Here is a 20,170-nt window from a genome sequence, read left to right as displayed (position 1 = left end):
AGAGTTTTCCGTGAGTTCTTATGCTTCTTGAGCAACAGGATATACGCTCACTTGTTTGCGGTCACGGCCAAGACGCTCAAAGCGTACTACGCCGTCAACTTTCGCGTATAAAGTGTCATCGCCACCACGACCAACGTTAACACCTGGATAAATTTTTGTACCGCGTTGACGGTAAAGAATTGAACCACCTGAAACCGTTTGACCATCTGCGCGTTTAGCACCAAGACGTTTTGACTGAGAGTCACGACCGTTCTTTGTACTACCTACACCTTTCTTAGATGCGAAAAACTGAAGATCTAATCTTAACATACGTTACACCTCCTGCACTTTTTCTATTAAACGGATATACTTTCCGTAATCAAGTTCGATCGTCTTAAGCGAAACAACTAATCCTTCTAAAAGGGTTTGTGCTTTTTCTGCTGCATGAACGTCTAAATCATTAGGCAATTCATACGTTAAGAATCCGCCATCACTTCCGAGTTCAATAGTTGCTTGCACATTACAAAGTTCTTCCACTGCATTTATAGAACCAAACACAACCGCTGTAGTTCCAGCACAGACAAGGTCTTGTCCATGTGGCGCATAATCGGCATGTCCAGTCATTTTAAATGATTGGATACTTCCTAATTTCGTGCGACTTATCGTAATTTTAATCATGTTAACCAGAATTAAGCGTTGATAGCTTCAACAACTAGCTTAGTGTAAGGTTGACGATGACCTTGTTTCTTACGATTGTTCTTTTTCGCTTTGTATTTGAAAACGATAATTTTCTTAGCGCGACCTTGTTTTTCAACTTTCGCAGTAACTGTTGCACCTTCTACAACTGGGCTACCAACTTTAACGTTTTCGCCACCAACGAAAAGAACTTTGTCAAAAGTAACAGTTTCACCAGCTTCAACATCTAATTTTTCAATGTAGATTGCTTGACCAGCTTCAACTTTAATTTGTTTTCCACCTGTTTCGATAATTGCGTACATACTTGCACCTCCTCTTAATTACTAAGACTCGCCAAAAACGAGGTAGACATAAATGCCTTTAGGGAACCTGTCTTGTGCGGTTGTAGCATATAGCCATTTAGGTGCTATAAACTATAACATAAAGATGTTACCATAATTCATTGAGTATTGTCAATGAATCTTCTACTAACTATTTTTTCCGTTCTACAATTTCTTTTTTACTTCCAAAACGGATAATAGCGTACTTTTCGATAATATCATCTTTGAAATAAATTTCAAATGGAATATTTTTTTGTAATTCTTTTTGCAAAAATTGTTTTTGCAGTTCTTTAGGCGCAGCGATTAATACCGCTTCATCTTCTATATTGCCATATGTGATTAGTTCTCTCTCTAACTCATACGCAATTGTTTCATGCGACATCACATAACCCGTCGCTTTGCAAGATACACACTCTTCTAGTAATACGTCACGTAAAGAATGTTTTTTACGTTTTCGTGTCATCTCCAAAATTCCTAACTCAGTAAATCCAAGTATTCTTGTATAAGTACGATCATCTTTCATAGCAGCTATGAGACATTCTCTTACCTTTTCTTTATCTTCTCTTTTTTTCATATTAATAAAATCAATTAATATCATACCACCAATATCACGAAGTCTTAATTGGCGTGCAATTTCTTCAGCTGCCATCTCATTTGTGCGAAGTACTGTATCTTGTAAATTTTGTTTTCCAGTAAACTTGCCCGTATTCACATCAATTACAGTCATCGTCTCCATTTGCTCTACAATTAAATAAGCACCATTTGGAAGCCACACAATTTTTTGGAGTGCTTTCTCAATTTCACGCTCTATTCCAAAATGGTTAAACATCGAAGACTTTTCATTATAAAAAGATACTTTTTCTTTTCCAACTTTGTCTTCTAACTCTTTTACTATACTTCTTGTATCTACAACTACTTTTTCAATTGTTTCAATTGGGTTCTCTTGAAATACACGATCTAAAAAGGTCGCCGGTCGATGAAGTAATAACGGCGCCTTTCCTTGATCCTCTTTTCTTTTTAACTCTTCATACAACTGTTGTAACCCTTGCATTTCAGCTTGTATTTCTTCAATTCCCCCTTTTTCAGAAGCAGAGCGGAAAATGTAACCTCCCGTTCCTTCTACTTCAATTTCAAGTAACTGTTGTCTTCTTTTATTATTTTTTATTTTCCGAGAAACAGCTCGCATCTCATCAAACGGCATATAAACGACATATTTCCCGGTAAATTCTATATTCGCTGTCAATTTAGGCCCTTTCGTATCAATTGCCTCTTTCACAACCTGTACGAGTATCGCTTGCCCTTCATGTATACGATAAGAAGGTGGTACATCATCGTATGAAAGATACGCATGTTTTTCTAAACCTATATTTACAAAAGCTGCGTTCATTCCAGCAATTGTTCTTACGATACGTCCAACATAAATATGCCCAACAATCTCTTGCTCTTCATTACGTTTCCATAAAAACTCAACAATCTTTTTCTTCTCTTCAATTGCAACGCGCTTTTCCGAACCAGCGTAATTCACATATAACGTTTTCAAAATTATTTCCTCACTTTATAATCTTCTTTGCTTTTACAATAATAAAAGGTTAGTGCTATCGTCAACACTAACCGATTAATTCTTCAACTGATGAGGTTGTTCGTTTTTCAGTAAAATATGCATAGAGCAATTCATTTTCATCCAATGTGTAATGCTCTTTATATTTTCCACGGACGATAATAGAATGCTTATATCCTCTACGAAATTTTGTGAATATCTTATATAAATGATCTTCTGATTGCACTTCAATAGGTGCAATCTTTTCAATCCCTCTTTTATTTCCATAATAACGTTCTAATAAAAAACGCATAAATGCATACCGTCTTTGTTTCCACTCTTGATATAACGACACTGCCAAAAATATGAGTAGTACCCACATCATAATATTGTTACTATTCCAGAGCAACTGCCATCCTAATATTACACCAAAAAAAACACATGACAATTTCATCATCTTTTCATGTGCTTGTAAATAAGGAAAACGATATGATAGTATATTAAACAATACTTTCCCGCCATCTAACGGCCAAATAGGGAGTAAATTAAACGCTAAAATAATTATATTATTCCACATAAAGAAATAATATAAATCTGCATTCAACCAACCGGCTTCAAACAACATATAACCTACCAGCATCATCCAAACATGTTGAATCGGCCCTGCAATTACGACAACAAGTTCCTCTTTCAATGACTTATTACCATGTTCCTCAAGCTCGGCCACGCCACCAAACGGCAAAAGCTGAATTCTTTTTATACGCCAATTATAGTGTGCTGCTGCAATAGCATGCCCAAGTTCATGAATAAGAACAATACAAAATAACAGTAATAACTCTTTAAAACGCGCAGTAAAAATACCAATGACAATAATAACCCAAAATAATGGATGCACGGAAATTTTCGTTAAAACGTCCCTATATTTAATCAAATGATATCACCTGGATCGGATCAATAAATTTCTCATTCTTTTTTATCGCGAAATAAAACTTTCCATTTTTATCATTTGTATCATTACTCACCGTTCCAATTTTTTGTTTCTTTGAAACGTAATCATATAATTTCACTGACATATCATTTAAGTTTGCATACCATGACTCCGTACCATCTGCATGTTGAATTTGAACTGTATTTCCAAGTTCCTCTTTCTTGCCTGCAAAAACAACTAACCCTTCATTTACTGACTCCACTTTTGCATTTGTAGCTGTTTGGACAAATACACCTTGGCCATTTTTTTGAAACCCTTGCATTACCTTTCCAGAAGCAGGAATTGCATAATCTTTTTGCTGAATACTTCCTTCTTTTTTCTCGTTCGGCGAATAGAATACAAGCGGTTTTCCAAATTGCTTTTCGTACCATTTCGCTACAGTAGCAAACTGAAATTCCTCTTTCATCACTTTTTCTGTAACAGCTTTAGCTCCATTGAATGAAGAAGGAGCATTCTTATATAAAATAGCAACCGAAAGAACTAATATTGCTGATAATAAAACTTTGAAGAAAAAGACTTCCTTTCGAAATAAGGGATGCATTTCCTTTTCTCCATCTTCAATAAATACTGCTTCACTATCAAAATTCCCTCCGTTAAAATACTGCTCTTCCTCCATCCTTTCTTGCTCGGCCTTCCTTTTTGCAATCCGCTTTTTAATTTCTTCTACGCGTCTATTCTTCATACTGTCTCCTTTCTTTCGTTAAGCTAATTTCATTTAGAAACAGTTGTATACAGTTTGTACATATGTATGAGCTAAGAAAGAAAGATATTCGTATGAAGAAAAAAGAAAGCACCTCGCATATGTGCGAAGTGCTCTTAACGGATTCCAAAGAAGTTTTTCACCTTTGCAAATACCGATACCTTTTCTTGTTCAAATGCTTGTAATGGTACATTCTCACCTAACAAGCGTCTTGCAATATTACGATAAGCCAACGCTGCTTTTCCGCTTGGTTGCAACGCCACAGGTTCACCTGTATTTGTAGCTCGAATAACTTCATCGTCATCTTCGACAACACCAAGAAGCTCGATTGACAATGTACGTACAATTTCATCAACATCTAACATATCCTGTTCATGAAGCATATGACTACGTACACGGTTAATAACAAGTTTGGGTGGTTCAATATCCTCTTTTTCTAAAAGCCCAATAATACGATCCGCATCGCGCATTGAGGATACTTCTGGAGTCGTAACAACGATTGCTTTATCCGCACCAGCTACCGCATTTTTAAATCCCTGCTCAATCCCCGCAGGACAATCAATTAATATGTAATCATAATCTTGACGTAATACTTGTATTAATTCATCCATTTGTTCAGGTGTTACCGCTGATTTATCACTCGTTTGTGCTGCAGGTAATAAATAAAGATCATCAAAACGTTTGTCTTTAATAAGAGCCTGAGGTAAACGGCAACGCCCTTCAACGACATCAACAAGATCAAATACAATACGATTTTCCAGCCCCATTACTACGTCTAAATTTCGAAGACCGATATCTGTGTCAATTAAGCACACTTTCTTTCCAGATAACGCTAGGGCCGTACCAATGTTCGCAGATGTAGTAGTTTTACCTACTCCGCCTTTTCCAGATGTAATTACTATTGCCTCTCCCACAGCTATACAATTCCCCTTTCTAACTTTGTTAAATTAGGTCTAAGATGAGTGAGAAGTTGCAGGCGATCGACAACAATGTGATTGTTCTCATTAATATACGCACATTCTGCCGCCTCCGCTCCGTCTTCTTTCTCTTCCGGAGCCCGCATTGCCACATCACTAATTCGAAGTTGCATCGGGTTCATAACAGATGCAGCGATTACAGCATCCGAATCCCCATAATACCCAGCATGTGCAATTCCTCTTAATGATCCTACGACAAAAATATTCCCCCCAGCGATAACCGTTCCGCCTGGATTAACATCTCCAATTAACAACAAATTTCCTTTTACATGTAAAACTTGTCCAGAGCGAACAATTTTGGAAATCGGGACAATTTCTGTTTCTTCTTTCCAAGCTATTGCTTCTGCTTTAGTGATAACATCACTTTCAATTGAATCCACAACAAGATTCTTTTTATTACGAATTAACGTACGAATCTCTTCTTGTTGGACTTCTGTTAAATAACGATTTCCTACTTTCACATGCACTTCAATTAAAGAGCGCCCATCACCATCGTAGTAATGTGTAGAAAGTTTTTCGTCTAATTCCATCAATAATTCTGAGAATGAACAACAATCATCTAAATGAAGCGTTATCCCATCTTTTGTCCCTTTTATCGTTACATTTTGTTGCTTTTTTTCTTCCACTAAAGTTCACCCCACCGATTCAATTCGACATAAAATTAGAAAATCCTTTTTTCTTTTTCTTCCATCGCTTTTGAAAGACGCACTATATATCGTCTCAGTGGGAAACAAACTATCAATAAGAAAATAGCATTTAACAATAAAGTAGAAAGGAGACGATCTGTGAAAAAGACATACGCTGGCATATGAGTACGTCCTAATAAAGTTAAGAATCCATACACATAATACTCTAGTGCTACAACGCTAGCTAATATGATAGAAACAACAATAAATAAATTCAATTGTAGTACTTTCATCACACTATATACTAAATAAGCTAAAATCGGATAAGCAAAAATATATATCCCGACAAGTTCTGTGTATACGGTATCAAATAAGAAGCCAAATAATAGTCCGTAATAAATCCCTTGGACCGGACTATAATACACTGTAATAAAACATAAGACGATTATAAAGAAATGCGGTGCTGCTATGCTGTCTTTCCAAAACACATCCGTTGGAACAACAGTAGCAAACATATTTTCAAATAGAAACACAAAAAGGAGCAAAAGAGGAAGAGCTGCTCTTTTTAATATCTTCATCATCTCTTCTTCTCCTCCTATTCTAATGGCGCTGAAGGTGTTGCACGTTTAGCAACCGTAATATGCTCTACGTCATTTAAATCAGCGGCAGGTTTTACATAAGCTGTTTTTGTTAAGCCATATGCATCCGGCTGAACTTCAACGATTTTTCCAATTACAAGACCTTTCGGGAAAATATCACCCAGTCCAGATGTTACAACTAGTTGATCTTTCTCTACCGGTGCATCAGAGCCAATCTTTGTGAAAAGAAGTAATTGCTTTTCTTTGTCATAACCTTCAATCAATCCAAAGATTTTCTCTTGCCCTTGTACAATAGCAGAAACGCGATTTGTTCGGCTCATAGAACTTAGTAATTCTACTGATGATGTAAATTGAGATACACTTTTCACTCTTCCAACTAACCCTTGTGAAGTTACTACAGCCATATCTTTTTTAATTCCTTGCTGTGCCCCTTTATCAATTCCAATTAAATCGTACCATTTATCTGGATTACGAGAAACAACAGTAGCTGGAATTTCAGTATACCCGCTATTTAACTCTTTTTTACCAGTTAGCTCTTGTAACTTCTTGTTATCATCTTCTAATTGTTTTACTTTCCCTGATAGACCTGCATAATTATCTAATTTTGCTTTTAATTCTTTATTCTCTTCATACGTGCGCTTTACATCCTCTACATTTTCGAAGAATCCAGCTACGTATTTCGCTGGCTTTTGGAATACACGTTCTACAACACCGACAGTATCTTTAACAAACTGCTCTGGCCATGTTAAACTGTTCCGTTCTTTCAATGAGATTCCAATCAATGCCACGAGAAGAATAATACTAACCAACAAAACAATTAATCTTTTGTTTAAGAAAAACTGTGGCACGTTCACACCCTCTTAATTTCACTGATTTTTATTTTGCAATATTATCGAGCAGCAGTTTTGAAAAGATCGATATTGTCTAATGCTTTACCTGTTCCAATTGCTACGCAATCTAATGGATCTTCTGCAACAAGAACTGGCATTTTCGTTTCTTCACTAATTACTTTATCTAAATTACGTAGTAATGCCCCGCCACCTGTTAATACGATACCGCGGTCCATAATATCAGCCGCTAATTCAGGTGGAGTTTTTTCTAACGTATTTTTAACTGATTCTACAATCGCATCTACTGTATCTTTTAATGCATCTGCAATTTCTTCTGGCTGAATTAGTACTGTTTTTGGTAAACCACTTACTAAATCACGACCGCGAATTTCCATAGGCTCGATACCTTCTGGCTCGCCTGCAGAACCAATTTCTAATTTTAATGCTTCAGCTGTTCTTTCACCGATCATTAAGTTATAGCTTTTCTTAATGTACTGAATGATTGAATCGTCCATATCATCACCAGCAACACGGACTGACTGGCTTGTTACAATACCACCTAGAGAAATAATTGCAACTTCTGTTGTACCGCCACCGATATCAACAACCATACTACCAGTTGGTTCCCAAACAGGTAAGTTTGCACCAATTGCTGCTGCAAATGGCTCTTCGATAGGATAAGCATCACGAGCACCCGCTTGACGAGTCGCATCGATTACTGCACGTCTTTCTACAGCTGTAATACCAGATGGTACACATACCATTACATACGGCTTACGTGAGAAGAAACCGTTTGATTTTTGAGCTTGTTGAATGTAATATTTCATCATTGTTGCAGTTGTTTCATAATCAGCAATTACACCGTCTTTCATCGGGCGAAGTGCCACAACGTTCCCTGGTGTACGACCAATCATTTGTTTTGCATCGCTACCTACAGCAACGATTTGTTTCGTATCAGTTTGTAACGCAACTACTGAAGGTTCACGTAAAACTACACCTTTTCCTTTTACATATACAAGCGTGTTCGCAGTTCCTAAGTCTATTCCAAGATCGCGAGTAAATCCACCAAATCCAAACATATTATTTATCTTCCTTTCTTGTTTTCACGGACTCATTTTTTCTTACTTTATATTATAAAAACAGTACGTTTTTTATATCTTTATCCTTTTTGTAGATAAATTTCTACAAAAAACTCATAAATCACATTATAAAACAAAATAAGTAAAAAGCATAGTCTTAAATATGACCTTTTTCCTTTAAACTCACGAATTTATGGTCACCTATTATAATATGATCAAGCACTTCAATTCCGATAATCTGGCCGCATTCTACTAAGCGTTTTGTTACTGCAATATCTTCACGGCTCGGCGTGGGATCTCCTGAGGGATGGTTATGAAGACATATGATAGAGGCTGCTGCACGACGGAAGGCTTCTTTAAAAACTTCCCTCGGGTGTACAATTGACGTGTTTAAACTTCCAATAAAGATCGTTTGCCTATGTATAACTTGATTTTTTGTATTTAAATATAAACAAACAAAATGCTCTTGTTGTAAAAAACGCATTTCTTCCATCATGTATTTCGCACAATCTTCTGGACTTCGAATACTATATCTATTTTGATATTCTAAACGTACCATTCTTCTGCCTAGTTCAAAGGCTGCCATAAGTTGCGATGCCTTTGAAATCCCAATACCATGTATACTAATTAGCTCTTCTAATGTTGCATCTTTCAACATACGTAAGCCATCAAATTGATGTAAAATTTTATCTGACAACTTTAAAACTGTTTCTTCTTTAGAACCTGTTCTGAGTAACACTGCGAGAAGCTCTCGATTTGATAAACTTCCAGCACCTTCTAACAATAAACGCTCCCGTGGCTGTTCTTCTCTTACAACATCACGAATACCGTTCATCTCTCCACCCCTTTATTTGTTCTCTCAAAGAAAACCCCATGCAATTTTACGCATGGGTTACATCAATATCAAATTGTTTTAATTCCCGAACGAGACGTGCAATTGGTAAGCCAACTACACTATAGTAGTCCCCTTGAATATTTTGAACGAAAATAGATCCTTTACCTTGAATCCCATAACTACCGGCTTTATCAAGAGGTTCTTTCGACGCGACGTATGTATCAATTTCCTCTTCTGTTAACTCCCAAAATGTAACTTCTGTACGCTCATAAAAAGTAACCGTTTTTTCTTTTGCTATAATCGCAACACCTGTATACACTTCATGTGTTTTCCCTGATAGTAATTGTAACATTTCTTTCGCCTCATCCTCATTAGAAGGCTTACCAAGAATACGCGACTCATATGTAACAATTGTATCTGCACCTAACACAATGTGATCACTATTATTTTCTGCCACCGCTGATGCTTTTTGCAAGGCAAGCGACATTACAATATCAGAAGGCGATGAATATGCACCAATTGTTTCCTCTACTTCACTTACAACGATTTCAAATGGCACACTAGCTAACTCAAGCAATTCCTTCCTCCGAGGTGACCCTGAAGCTAAAATTATTTTTCTCATATTTTCTCCTTCCTTTCTCACATGAAGCAGAACAATTTATATTAATCGTATCAAAGGAATAGTTTGCCCACAAATGAAAGAAATATTAATTTCTCTAACTAAAATAACACTTCTTTATTGCATACGATTATATTCCTGTCATAGAGAAAGCACTTTGCTCTAAATTCAAAAGAAAAGAAAGAAGTACATGTACTTCTTTCTTACTCATTTTATTATCCTATCATTTCACTTTCTACGAAACAATTTTTTCATACGAGAGTAAACCATCAATAATAACTTGATTTAATTTCGCCAAAGATTCCTTATCCATCTTCCCATCTTTTACTGTTTGTACAGCTACCGACGTATACATATACAGTTTCTTTGCTTCTTCTTGTTTCATACTTTTCCCTTCTTTTTCAACCTTTTTCCATTCTTTTTCAATTGCTTCTATATCTTTTGCGCTGCTTTTTCCACCAACTTGTACGCTAGAAGCATATTTTGCTAAATGAGTGTATAATGGCTGCACTTTTGTTAAAAATGTTCCTACTTCTTTATCATCTTTCAGCAATGCTTTATCTGTTATATCCCAGTTCTTTTTTAAAACGGGGACACCATCATTTTTATACTTAGTCATTAATTGATTTATAGACTGTTCATCGCTAGCAATACCAACAACTATTGCATACTTATCACCGCTTGGTCTCAAAGCACCAATGCCCCCATTGCCTTTCCATTCTTCAAGAGCTGCCTGTCCCTTTTCTTCAGAAGAATAAAGCCCCCCTTGAACAAAAAATAATTTCATCGGATCCAATGACGTTCCTGCCTGTGCTTTTTGTTTTTCTTCTTTCGGTGCTGGTGTTTGTTCTGCCGTTCCACCCACCTTTGATTCTCCATTTCCAGTCGGCCTTGAAGCTGTCACTTCACTTCCTCCTGTCGTTCCTTGTCCAGTAAGTAAATGAAGCATCCCCATTCCAAACGCCGTACCGATAATGATTGCAGTTGCAACGATTACAATTAATGTATTACTCCACTTCTTTCGGTATTTTTCCACAGACATTGATTTCGCTTTTTGAAACGGAACAACATTTTTCGGTCGTTCACTTTCTACTACCATCCATTCAAATTCATCTTTCTTTTTTTCCTCATACTTCGCTTCTGTTCCATTCACTTTCACTGAGATCGTTCGTGATTGCTTGTCCATACACTCACACCTCACCTCTTATCGTTGTCCGCATCATATCATATTCATTTCATAAAAAAACGAGATATTTGTCAGAGGAATTCGCCAAATAACCCTATATATTTATCTTATATGTATGCATTTGACTTCATTTGTAGAACAAAAAAACTAGATAGCAAAGACTATCTAGTTTTTCTCGCGAATATATTTTCGTACTTCAGAAATGAAATAAAGAGAACCTGTTATGATAAAAACATCATTTTCTGCTATCATTTCAACTTTTGTATCAATTGCCTCTTTCCAATTTTCAAAAACTAATTTTGATTCTTTCTGTGAATATGATGCAAGCTTATCAGCAGAAATAGCACGATCAAAGGCGAATGTTGTAAAAATAATTTCATCTGCAATGGTTGCTAATTGGCCTACCATGTTATGTAATTGTTTATCACCAAGGGCAGTAAATAACACTATTACATTTTTATCTTTGTAATGCGCTTCTACTGTTTTCACAAGGCTTTCGATACCTTCTGGATTATGAGCACCATCTATAATAATATCTGGATTACTTTGCAGTTTTTCAAAGCGCCCCACCCAATACGCTTCCTGTAATCCAGTTCTTATTTCTTCTTCCTCAATTAAAAATGATAAGTATGTTTTTACATACATGACTGCCATAAGCGCAAGTGCTGCGTTTCCTACTTGGTGGCTGCCTTTCATTGTGATTCGCACATCTTCAAAAGAGGCGAAAGGACAAGTGAAATCGAACTGTTCTCCATCTTCACTAGACTGTTTATGTAATGCTGTAAAATGGTTGCCCATCTCGTATAAGTTTGCATGATTTTCCTTTGCAACATTTTGAATGACTTGCACAGCTTCTTCATCTTGTACACCAGTAATTACCGGCACGCCAGACTTAATAATCCCCGCCTTTTCATATGCAATTTCTCCTAGTGTATTTCCTAAAATATGCATATGATCGTGACCGATATTCGTAATAATCGTGAGAACAGGGTGTATAACATTGGTAGAATCAAAACGTCCACCAAGCCCTGTTTCAAATAAAACAACATCACAGAAATTGAATTTGCCGAAATAGCAAATCGCCATAACAGTAATAATTTCAAACTCTGTCGCTTCCCCTAAATCCGTTTCATCTAGTTTTTCCACGACTGGTTTTACCAGCTTTACAAGTTCAGTAATCTCTTCGTCTGCAATTGGTGTTCCATTCACACTAATGCGTTCATTAAATGATTCGATGTAAGGAGAGGTAAACGTTCCTACCTTATATTTCGCGCCTTCTAACATGTAACGCATATATGTTAACGTTGAACCTTTTCCATTTGTACCAGCAAGATGAACACATTTTATATGACGCTCTGGATTTCCAAGTTCTTCTAACATCCATCTCATTCTTTCTAATCCTGGCTTAATTCCAAATTTCAATCGGCTATGGATCCACCCTATCGCTTCTTCGTATGTATGTATCACGTATGTTTTTCCCCTTTCAAAAGACAACTTTCATAGTTCTATTATACGCAAAGAAAAGAGACTCACCAATATAGTGAGTCTCTAAAAACATTTTTACTTTTCAAGATCTGCTAGACGTTGACGAACTGCTTCGCGTTTTTCTAGGTAATCTTGCTCTTTCGCACGCTCTCCTTCAATAACCGCTGCAGGAGCTTTCGCTACGAAACCTTGGTTAGAAAGTTTCTTCTGTACACGTTCTACTTCTTTATCGAACTTCTCAAGTTCTTTCTCAAGACGAGCTCTCTCTTCATCAAGATTGATAAGATCAGCTAACGGTAAGAATAACTCTGCACCTGATACGATTGCAGTCATTGCCTTTTCTGGCGCTTGTAAGTCTGTTTGAATTGTTAATTCGCTTGGGTTACAGAAACGCTCAATGTAAGAGCTATTTTTCGTAAGTTGAGCAAGTACAGCCTCATCTTTTGCTTTAATTTGCATTTGAACTTTTTTGCTCATTGGCGTATTTACTTCTGCACGGATGTTACGAACAGAGCGAATGATATCAACTAGAAGGTGCATTTCTGCCGCAGCCTCCGTATCTTGTAAATCTTCGCGAACTGTTGGCCAAGCAGCTACTGTAATAGACTCTCCTTCATGCGGTAAATGTTGCCAAATTTTCTCTGTTACGAATGGCATGAATGGGTGTAATAGACGCATTGTTTGATCTAATACGTAAGCTAAAATAGAACGAGTTGTTTTCTTAGCTGCTTCATCTTCACCGTATAGTGGAAGTTTCGCCATTTCAATATACCAATCACAGAAATCGTCCCAAATGAAGTTGTATAATGAACGACCAGCTTCACCGAACTCATATTTATCCATGTTACGTGTTACGCTTTCGATTGTTTCGTTTAAGCGAGTTAAGATCCACTTATCCGCAACTGATTTTTCACCAGTTAAATCGATTTCTTCATACTTCATATCATCCATGTTCATTAATACGAAACGTGATGCGTTCCAAATTTTATTAATGAAGTTCCAAGTAGATTCTACTTTTTCCATGCTGAAACGTAAATCTTGACCTGGTGCACTTCCTGTTGATAAGAAGAAACGCATTGCATCTGCACCGTACTTCTCGATAACATCCATTGGGTCAATACCGTTACCAAGAGATTTACTCATTTTACGACCTTGCTCGTCACGAACTAAACCGTGAATTAATACATCTTTAAATGGACGCTCGCCTGTAAACTCTAAACCTTGGAAAATCATACGAGATACCCAGAAGAAGATGATATCATAACCCGTTACTAGTGCATCTGTTGAATAGTAACGTTTGAAGTCTGCTGAATCTTCATTTGGCCAACCAAGTGTTGAGAATGGCCATAACGCTGAACTGAACCATGTATCAAGTACATCGTTATCTTGATTCCAGTTTTCAATATCTGCTGGTGCTTCTGTACCTACGTATACTTCACCAGTTTCTTTATGGTACCAAGCTGGAATACGGTGTCCCCACCATAATTGACGAGAAATACACCAGTCATGAATATTTTCCATCCAACGTAAATATGTGTTTTCAAAACGCTCTGGTACGAACGTTACTTTTTCTTCTTCTTTTTGTTGAAGCGCTACTGCTTTTTCAGCAAGTGGAGCCATTTTTACGAACCACTGCGTTGATAAATAAGGCTCAACAACTGCACCGCTACGCTCACTATGACCTACTGAATGCATATGTGGCTCGATTTCTACTAATACGCCAGCTTCTTGTAAGTCTTTTACTAATTCTTTACGGCATTCGAAACGATCCATACCGTTATACTTACCAGCTTTTTCATTCATTGTTCCATCTTCGTTCATTACTAAAATGCGTGGTAAGTCATGACGGTTACCTACTTCAAAGTCATTCGGGTCATGAGCTGGTGTAATTTTTACAACGCCCGTTCCGAAATCTTTTTCTACGTACTCATCAGCAATAATCGGAATCTCACGGCCTACGATTGGAAGTGTAACTGTTTTTCCGATTAAATGTTTGTAACGATCGTCTTCTGGATGAACTGCTACTGCTGTATCACCAAGCATCGTTTCTGGACGAGTTGTCGCAAGACGAATATGACCAGAACCATCTGTTAACGGATAGTTCATATGGTAGAATGCACCTTGAACTTCTTTATGAATTACTTCAATATCAGAAAGAGCTGTACGTGTAGCTGGATCCCAGTTGATGATATATTCACCACGGTAAATTAAGCCTTTTTCGTATAATTGAACGAATACTTTATTAACCGCATCTGATAAACCTTTGTCTAATGTGAAACGTTCACGAGAATAGTCTAGTCCTAAACCAACTTTCCCCCATTGTTGACGAATGTGAGAAGCGTACTCTTCTTTCCACTCCCAAGCTTTTTCAAGGAATTTTTCACGGCCAAGATCGTAACGTGAAATACCTTCTTCACGAAGTTTTCCTTCTACTTTCGCTTGTGTTGCGATACCAGCATGGTCCATTCCTGGAAGCCATAGTACATCGTATCCTTGCATACGCTTCGTACGAGTTAAAATATCTTGAAGAGTTGTATCCCAAGCATGACCTAAGTGTAACTTACCAGTTACGTTCGGAGGTGGAATTACAATTGTATACGGTTGTTTCTTCTCGTCTCCTGTTGCTTCAAAATATTTGCCTTCAAGCCACCATTGATAAAGGCCTTCTTCAACGGACATATGATCATATTTAGTTGGTAAATTCTTTTCCGTGTTTGACATTATTTTCCCTCCTTAAAATAAAAAATGTCCCTCATCCAAAAAGGACGAGGGACATCGCGGTACCACCTTTATTTACAAACAAATTCATAATTTGCTTATACTCTTAATTTGATAACGGACAAATCCGTCTTTTCCTAATAAGAACTATTCTGTTCAGAAAAGATGCTCCAGGGCTACCTTCTAACATAACTATCTAGAGAATCTCCCAGCTAATGATTCTCCTCTCTGAAGACGTTTCATGTTATACTCTTCCCCTTCAAGGCATTTATATGATTGTTAATTATTATATACAATAGTGTAAAAAACGAAACCTTATTCGTCAAGATAAATTTAAAACTACAGCTTTTCGTGCCAAAAAGAAGATAAGTAGAATCCTCTACTTATCTTCTTTACCACGCTATTTGTGGGCAGTAAGACCTCCACCTCAAAACTCAGCTGAAGCAAAGAAGTTAGATGGGAGCCCTGCTGCCCGTAAACGCCCAATTGGTGAAGGCTAATCATCAGCGGGGAATGTTTACTTTATCCGTTCCCTTGCTGGGCAGCTTGTAATTGCGACAGGAAATATTCTATATTGCTAACGAGCCAATGCGATTGTTGCAAACTCTTTACTCCGCGCAGTTCATTTTCCTCGTTGCGATTATCTCTTCTTTTCTTATAAGACTGGATTTGCCGAATAAATTGTGATGGATACGTCATATACGCAAACATAAGTAGTTGCTCTTCTTTCGTAAAAGGGAAATTTTTTTGATACATTTGAAACCATTCAAACCGATCACTTCTTGCGATTGGATATGTGTTTAAAGACCGTGAATAAAAACCTACTATATCTTGCACAGGCGTTGCAAACTTCGATTTTTCTAAACTAATAAAATAGCCATTCCGCTCATAGTCAAATAAAAAATGATTCAGTGACACATTACCATGCACAAAAGTAATACGCGTTTTCTCTTTTTCTTTCATCGCATCGTTCCACTCATTTAATTGCTTCGTTGCAAATTCACGCGCTCTCATTACATGATGATAGTACGTACAATATTGCAATTCAAACGGGGACATATACCATTTTGATTCAGATTCTACGAGAAACTCTTCTAACATCTCACCATCATTTTCCCAACGATCGGATATACTTGTATAATGTTTTTCTAAATCTTCTTCCGTATACGTTTCTTCCTTCACAGTTTTTTGATGCAACGTTCCAAGTGTCTGAAACATTTTATGGTATTGATCATTGTCCTCACCGTTTCCTTCTGCACGTTCTAACCAAGGCATTAAATAATAATTATACGTCCCGTCACTTAAAATATAACTTCCATCCGTCGCATGATATATAGGTACATAATTTGAAAAACCTTTCTCCTTCAAATATTGAATATGATGCAGAAAGTTATTCCGCTCTAACTTTCTGCCTTCTATTTTCTTGAGTGCATATGGACCTTGATTCGTATAAATTTTCATTACATTTCCGTGCTCTTCCATATGCTGCGTATCCAATCTATATTGCCTCACGATAGGTTCATAGTGATTTCGCAACTCAATATCCATACGAATAACCCTTTCTATTCAAAACATAGCCTCTAAGAAAGGAAGTGAGTGAAAACACTCACTTCCTTATTTCGCCTTTACCCTTGAAACGGGAATATAAATAATTTGCCCCGTATTTAAAAATATATCTTCTGTTTGATTGACACGGTATAAATTTTGTACAGACGTTTCATAACGGTCTGCAATAGATTCAATTGTATCCCCTTCTTGCACGAAATACATTCTTAACTTTGTAAATTCTTCTTCCGGTTCTTTCGTAAATAGTTTTGTTAAATAAAGCGCATTTTCATCTCGCTGTGAGTACTCTTCTTCTTGTTCTTCCTGCTTTTTCGCTTTTTCTTTCTTGAAATCTTTTCGTCCGAACAGTTCAAATTGCGGCGTTGTTTCTTGCTCCTCTTCACGTTCCACAAATTCATGTTCTTCTATTTTCTCTTCTTCTAATTCCTGCTCTTTTCTTTCCTCTAATTGGAACGGTTCAAACGCGTAATCTTCCCACTCATCTGATTCCTTATATGCTGGTTCTTCTACATGCGGCGCCGGTCTATTTTCATCCTCTTGCGCTGAATCTTCTTCTAACTCAGCATACACCGTTTCTTCCTCTTCAACTTCATCCTCGCTTCTCTCTTCATCACACAAACCGGTAATAGATATATCCGCTAATAATTGTAAGCAACCATTTCCCTTTAATTCATAATCAAATTCCTCGATTGATACATATAGCTCTTCAATTACTTTCACTCGATTTCTCGGAATTGATATTTCAAGTGGAAAGGAATGAACAAGTTCATTAACCCCATCTTCTCTTGTTTCTACATAATCAATTGACTTTGCTGGCGATAGTTCTCTTAATGAATACGCGGAATCATCTTTTCGTGCAACATACTCTCCCGTTAAATCTAATTGTCCTCTCACGATTACTTCATGATCAAGCTCTTCTATCTCAACGTCTGGATCTAACGAAATTGACAAAAGTTCTTCGACTTCCTGTCCTTTTTGGAACCACACAGATTCTTTTAATGAAAATCGTAATGAATGATCTGTAGCCACTTCTTTTCCCCCTCCCAAACTATATGTCATTACAGATTTATGTGTGGGAAGCTTACTTTATGAATAAAAAAAATCGCTCCCCTTATGGAGAGCGATTTTCTCTAATACACTACGCTTTTAATTTTGACATTGCAATTTCAGCTGCTGCAATCGTCGCTTCAATATCTGCATCACTATGTGCTGTCGATAAGAATAAACCTTCGAATTGAGATGGTGGTAAGAATACACCTTGTTCTACCATTTCACGATAGTAAGCCGCAAAGAATTCTAAGTTTGAAGATTTTGCTGCATCGTAATTAATAACGGGTTCATCTGTAAAGAAAATACCAATCATAGAGCCTGCACGGTTAATATGATGCGGAATGCCATGTTTTTCAGCTGCTTTACGTAATCCAGCTTCTAACATTTCAGCTTTACGCTCAAATTCTACATATGATTCTGGCGTTAACTGTACTAACGTTTCATAACCTGCCGCCATTGCAAGTGGGTTACCTGATAAAGTACCAGCTTGGTAAATCGGTCCGCTTGGCGCAACTTGGCGCATAATTTCCGCTTTACCACCGTATGCTCCTACCGGTAAACCACCACCGATTACTTTACCTAGGCATGTTAAATCAGGCGTTACGCCATAATAACCTTGGCCACAATTATAAGCTACTCGGAACCCTGTCATTACTTCATCAAAAATAAGCAATGCACCGTTTTCTTCTGTTACTTCACGAAGACCTTCTAAAAATCCAGGCTGCGGAGGAACAACCCCCATATTTCCTGCTACTGGTTCTACAATTACACAAGCAATATCATCACCGAATTGTTCAAACGCGTATTTTACGCTTTCTAAATCGTTATAAGCTACTGTAATCGTATTTTTCGCTACACCTTCTGGTACACCAGGACTATCTGGTAAACCTAAAGTCGCCACACCAGAACCAGCTTTAATTAATAACGAATCACCATGACCGTGGTAACAACCAATAAATTTCAAGATTTTATTACGACCTGTATAACCACGAGCTAAACGTAGTGCACTCATTGTTGCTTCCGTTCCAGAGTTAACCATACGCACAATCTCAATTGATGGCACGCGCTCAATAACAAGTTTTGCTAATTTATTTTCAATTTCTGTTGGTGCACCGAAGCTTGTACCTCTTTCAGCAACAGATTTTAACGCTTCTACAACACGATCATTTGCATGACCATGAATTAAAGGCCCCCATGATAATACGTAGTCGATGTATTCATTCCCATCGATATCATATACTTTAGAGCCTTTTCCACGCTCCATAAACAACGGATTCATCCCAACAGACTTAAAGGCACGAACCGGGCTATTTACGCCACCAGGCATTAAGTCTTGCGCCTCTTCAAACGCTGCAATTGACTTATCAAACTTTTTCATTATTTAGCGCCTCCTTCTTGTAACCATCTTGCTGCATCTTTTGCATGATACGTAATAATTAAATCTGCCCCTGCACGTTTCATACTAATTAATTTTTCAAGAACAACTTCTTTTTCATTAATCCAACCATTTTGCGCTGCCGCTTTAATCATCGAATATTCACCACTTACATTATAAGCGACAACTGGTAAATTAAAGTTATTTTTCACATCACGAACGATATCTAAGTAAGAAAGAGCTGGTTTTACGATTAAGAAATCTGCACCTTCCATTACATCTGATTCTGCTTCACGGAATGCTTCCATACGGTTTGCCGGATCCATTTGATATGTTTTACGGTCACCAAATTGCGGTGCACCGTGCGCAGCATCACGGAATGGTCCATAAAATGCTGATGAATATTTCACAGCGTACGACATAACTGGCACGTGTCCAAAACCATTTTCGTCTAACGCATGACGAATTGCTGTTACGAAGCCGTCCATCATGTTTGATGGCGCAATAATATCCGCTCCTGCTTTCGCTTGACTTACAGCTGTTTTCGCAAGAACTGCAAGAGACTCGTCATTTAAAATAATCCCATCTTCAATTACACCGCAATGACCATGGCTTGTAAATTGACATAAACACGTGTCTGCAACTACTACTAGCTCAGGGAAATTACCTTTAATTTGCTGAATAGCACGTTGTACAATTCCATGATCACAATATGCTGATGATCCAACTTCATCCTTTTCAGCAGGTAAACCAAATACAATAACAGAACGAATACCTAAATCAACAACTTCTTGCATTTCAGCTTGCAATAAATCTAAAGACATTTGATATACGCCCGGCATAGAAGGAACTTCATTACGAACATTTTCACCTTCTAATACAAAAATAGGGTAAATAAAATCTTCCGTATGTAAAAACGTTTCACGCACAAGTGCACGCATGCCCCCGCTTTGTCTTAAACGACGATGACGATTAAATTGTAAAGAGTTCATAGATTTCTATCCC

General features: G+C 37.3%; 20 protein-coding genes and 2 other annotated features. All 20 genes read right to left on the bottom strand.

Annotation, left to right across the window (positions count from 1 at the left end):
• Positions 1-18: 18 nt before the first annotated feature.
• Complete coding sequence (gene rpmA / locus HMAS_RS02280) at positions 19-309, bottom strand: 50S ribosomal protein L27 (RefSeq protein WP_000944957.1); 291 nt, start codon at positions 307-309, stop codon at positions 19-21.
• Positions 310-312: 3 nt separating this feature from the next.
• The gene (locus HMAS_RS02275) at positions 313-657 is read right to left on the bottom strand and encodes a ribosomal-processing cysteine protease Prp (RefSeq protein ID WP_001973720.1); all 345 of its coding nucleotides are present in this window, start codon (positions 655-657) and stop codon (positions 313-315) included.
• A gap of 11 nt (positions 658-668) precedes the next feature.
• Positions 669-977, bottom strand: coding sequence for a 50S ribosomal protein L21 (gene rplU, locus HMAS_RS02270; RefSeq protein WP_000270907.1), 309 nt, complete (start codon positions 975-977; stop codon positions 669-671).
• A 14-nt stretch (positions 978-991) separates the two neighbouring features.
• Positions 992-1,069, bottom strand: a sequence feature (ribosomal protein L21 leader region).
• A 77-nt stretch (positions 1,070-1,146) separates the two neighbouring features.
• The gene (locus tag HMAS_RS02265; RefSeq protein WP_000855481.1) at positions 1,147-2,535 is read right to left on the bottom strand and encodes an Rne/Rng family ribonuclease; all 1,389 of its coding nucleotides are present in this window, start codon (positions 2,533-2,535) and stop codon (positions 1,147-1,149) included.
• Positions 2,536-2,602: 67 nt separating this feature from the next.
• Positions 2,603-3,463 (bottom strand): stage IV sporulation intramembrane metalloprotease SpoIVFB, encoded by an 861-nt coding sequence (spoIVFB, locus tag HMAS_RS02260; RefSeq protein ID WP_000599064.1) that lies wholly within the window; start codon positions 3,461-3,463, stop codon positions 2,603-2,605.
• Positions 3,456-4,202, bottom strand: coding sequence for a stage IV sporulation protein SpoIVFA (gene spoIVFA, locus HMAS_RS02255; RefSeq protein ID WP_000797471.1), 747 nt, complete (start codon positions 4,200-4,202; stop codon positions 3,456-3,458). The genes spoIVFB and spoIVFA overlap by 8 nt, the downstream gene beginning before the upstream one ends.
• A gap of 134 nt (positions 4,203-4,336) precedes the next feature.
• Complete coding sequence (gene minD / locus HMAS_RS02250; protein ID WP_000503309.1) at positions 4,337-5,134, bottom strand: septum site-determining protein MinD; 798 nt, start codon at positions 5,132-5,134, stop codon at positions 4,337-4,339.
• A gap of 2 nt (positions 5,135-5,136) precedes the next feature.
• Positions 5,137-5,823, bottom strand: coding sequence for a septum site-determining protein MinC (gene minC / locus HMAS_RS02245; protein ID WP_000391521.1), 687 nt, complete (start codon positions 5,821-5,823; stop codon positions 5,137-5,139).
• A gap of 35 nt (positions 5,824-5,858) precedes the next feature.
• On the bottom strand, positions 5,859-6,404 hold the full coding sequence (mreD, locus tag HMAS_RS02240; RefSeq protein WP_000975766.1) for a rod shape-determining protein MreD: 546 nt from the start codon (positions 6,402-6,404) through the stop codon (positions 5,859-5,861).
• Positions 6,405-6,418: 14 nt separating this feature from the next.
• The gene (gene mreC / locus HMAS_RS02235; protein ID WP_001135488.1) at positions 6,419-7,270 is read right to left on the bottom strand and encodes a rod shape-determining protein MreC; all 852 of its coding nucleotides are present in this window, start codon (positions 7,268-7,270) and stop codon (positions 6,419-6,421) included.
• 41 nt (positions 7,271-7,311) lie between these two features.
• Positions 7,312-8,331: a cell shape-determining protein MreB gene (gene mreB / locus HMAS_RS02230; protein WP_000466736.1), complete on the bottom strand. Its 1,020-nt coding sequence runs from the start codon at positions 8,329-8,331 to the stop codon at positions 7,312-7,314.
• Between the two features lie 157 nt (positions 8,332-8,488).
• Entirely contained in the window at positions 8,489-9,166 is a 678-nt protein-coding gene (gene radC / locus HMAS_RS02225; protein ID WP_001013390.1) for a RadC family protein, read from the bottom strand.
• A gap of 46 nt (positions 9,167-9,212) precedes the next feature.
• Positions 9,213-9,788 (bottom strand): Maf family protein, encoded by a 576-nt coding sequence (locus HMAS_RS02220; protein ID WP_001226291.1) that lies wholly within the window; start codon positions 9,786-9,788, stop codon positions 9,213-9,215.
• 232 nt (positions 9,789-10,020) lie between these two features.
• The gene (locus HMAS_RS02215) at positions 10,021-10,971 is read right to left on the bottom strand and encodes a hypothetical protein (RefSeq protein ID WP_044306540.1); all 951 of its coding nucleotides are present in this window, start codon (positions 10,969-10,971) and stop codon (positions 10,021-10,023) included.
• Between the two features lie 165 nt (positions 10,972-11,136).
• Positions 11,137-12,438 carry a bifunctional folylpolyglutamate synthase/dihydrofolate synthase gene (locus HMAS_RS02210; RefSeq protein ID WP_116344694.1) on the bottom strand — a complete coding sequence of 434 codons (1,302 nt, stop codon included), beginning with the start codon at positions 12,436-12,438 and terminating at the stop codon, positions 11,137-11,139.
• A 93-nt stretch (positions 12,439-12,531) separates the two neighbouring features.
• On the bottom strand, positions 12,532-15,177 hold the full coding sequence (locus HMAS_RS02205; protein ID WP_000072250.1) for a valine--tRNA ligase: 2,646 nt from the start codon (positions 15,175-15,177) through the stop codon (positions 12,532-12,534).
• Positions 15,178-15,214: 37 nt separating this feature from the next.
• Positions 15,215-15,446, bottom strand: a binding site (T-box leader).
• Positions 15,447-15,696: 250 nt separating this feature from the next.
• Entirely contained in the window at positions 15,697-16,722 is a 1,026-nt protein-coding gene (gene ysxE, locus HMAS_RS02200) for a spore coat protein YsxE (RefSeq protein ID WP_000350658.1), read from the bottom strand.
• 66 nt (positions 16,723-16,788) lie between these two features.
• Positions 16,789-17,799 carry a stage VI sporulation protein D gene (gene spoVID / locus HMAS_RS02195; RefSeq protein ID WP_116344693.1) on the bottom strand — a complete coding sequence of 337 codons (1,011 nt, stop codon included), beginning with the start codon at positions 17,797-17,799 and terminating at the stop codon, positions 16,789-16,791.
• Between the two features lie 79 nt (positions 17,800-17,878).
• Entirely contained in the window at positions 17,879-19,168 is a 1,290-nt protein-coding gene (hemL, locus tag HMAS_RS02190; protein ID WP_000712937.1) for a glutamate-1-semialdehyde 2,1-aminomutase, read from the bottom strand.
• Complete coding sequence (hemB, locus tag HMAS_RS02185; RefSeq protein ID WP_074618847.1) at positions 19,168-20,157, bottom strand: porphobilinogen synthase; 990 nt, start codon at positions 20,155-20,157, stop codon at positions 19,168-19,170. The genes hemL and hemB overlap by 1 nt, the downstream gene beginning before the upstream one ends.
• Between the last annotated feature and the right edge of the window lie 13 nt (positions 20,158-20,170).

Source organism: Bacillus sp. HMA207 (genome assembly GCF_003402455.1).
Classification (GTDB): Bacteria; Bacillota; Bacilli; order Bacillales; family Bacillaceae_G; genus Bacillus_A; species Bacillus_A cereus.
This window is presented reverse-complemented; position numbering and strand designations above follow the sequence as displayed.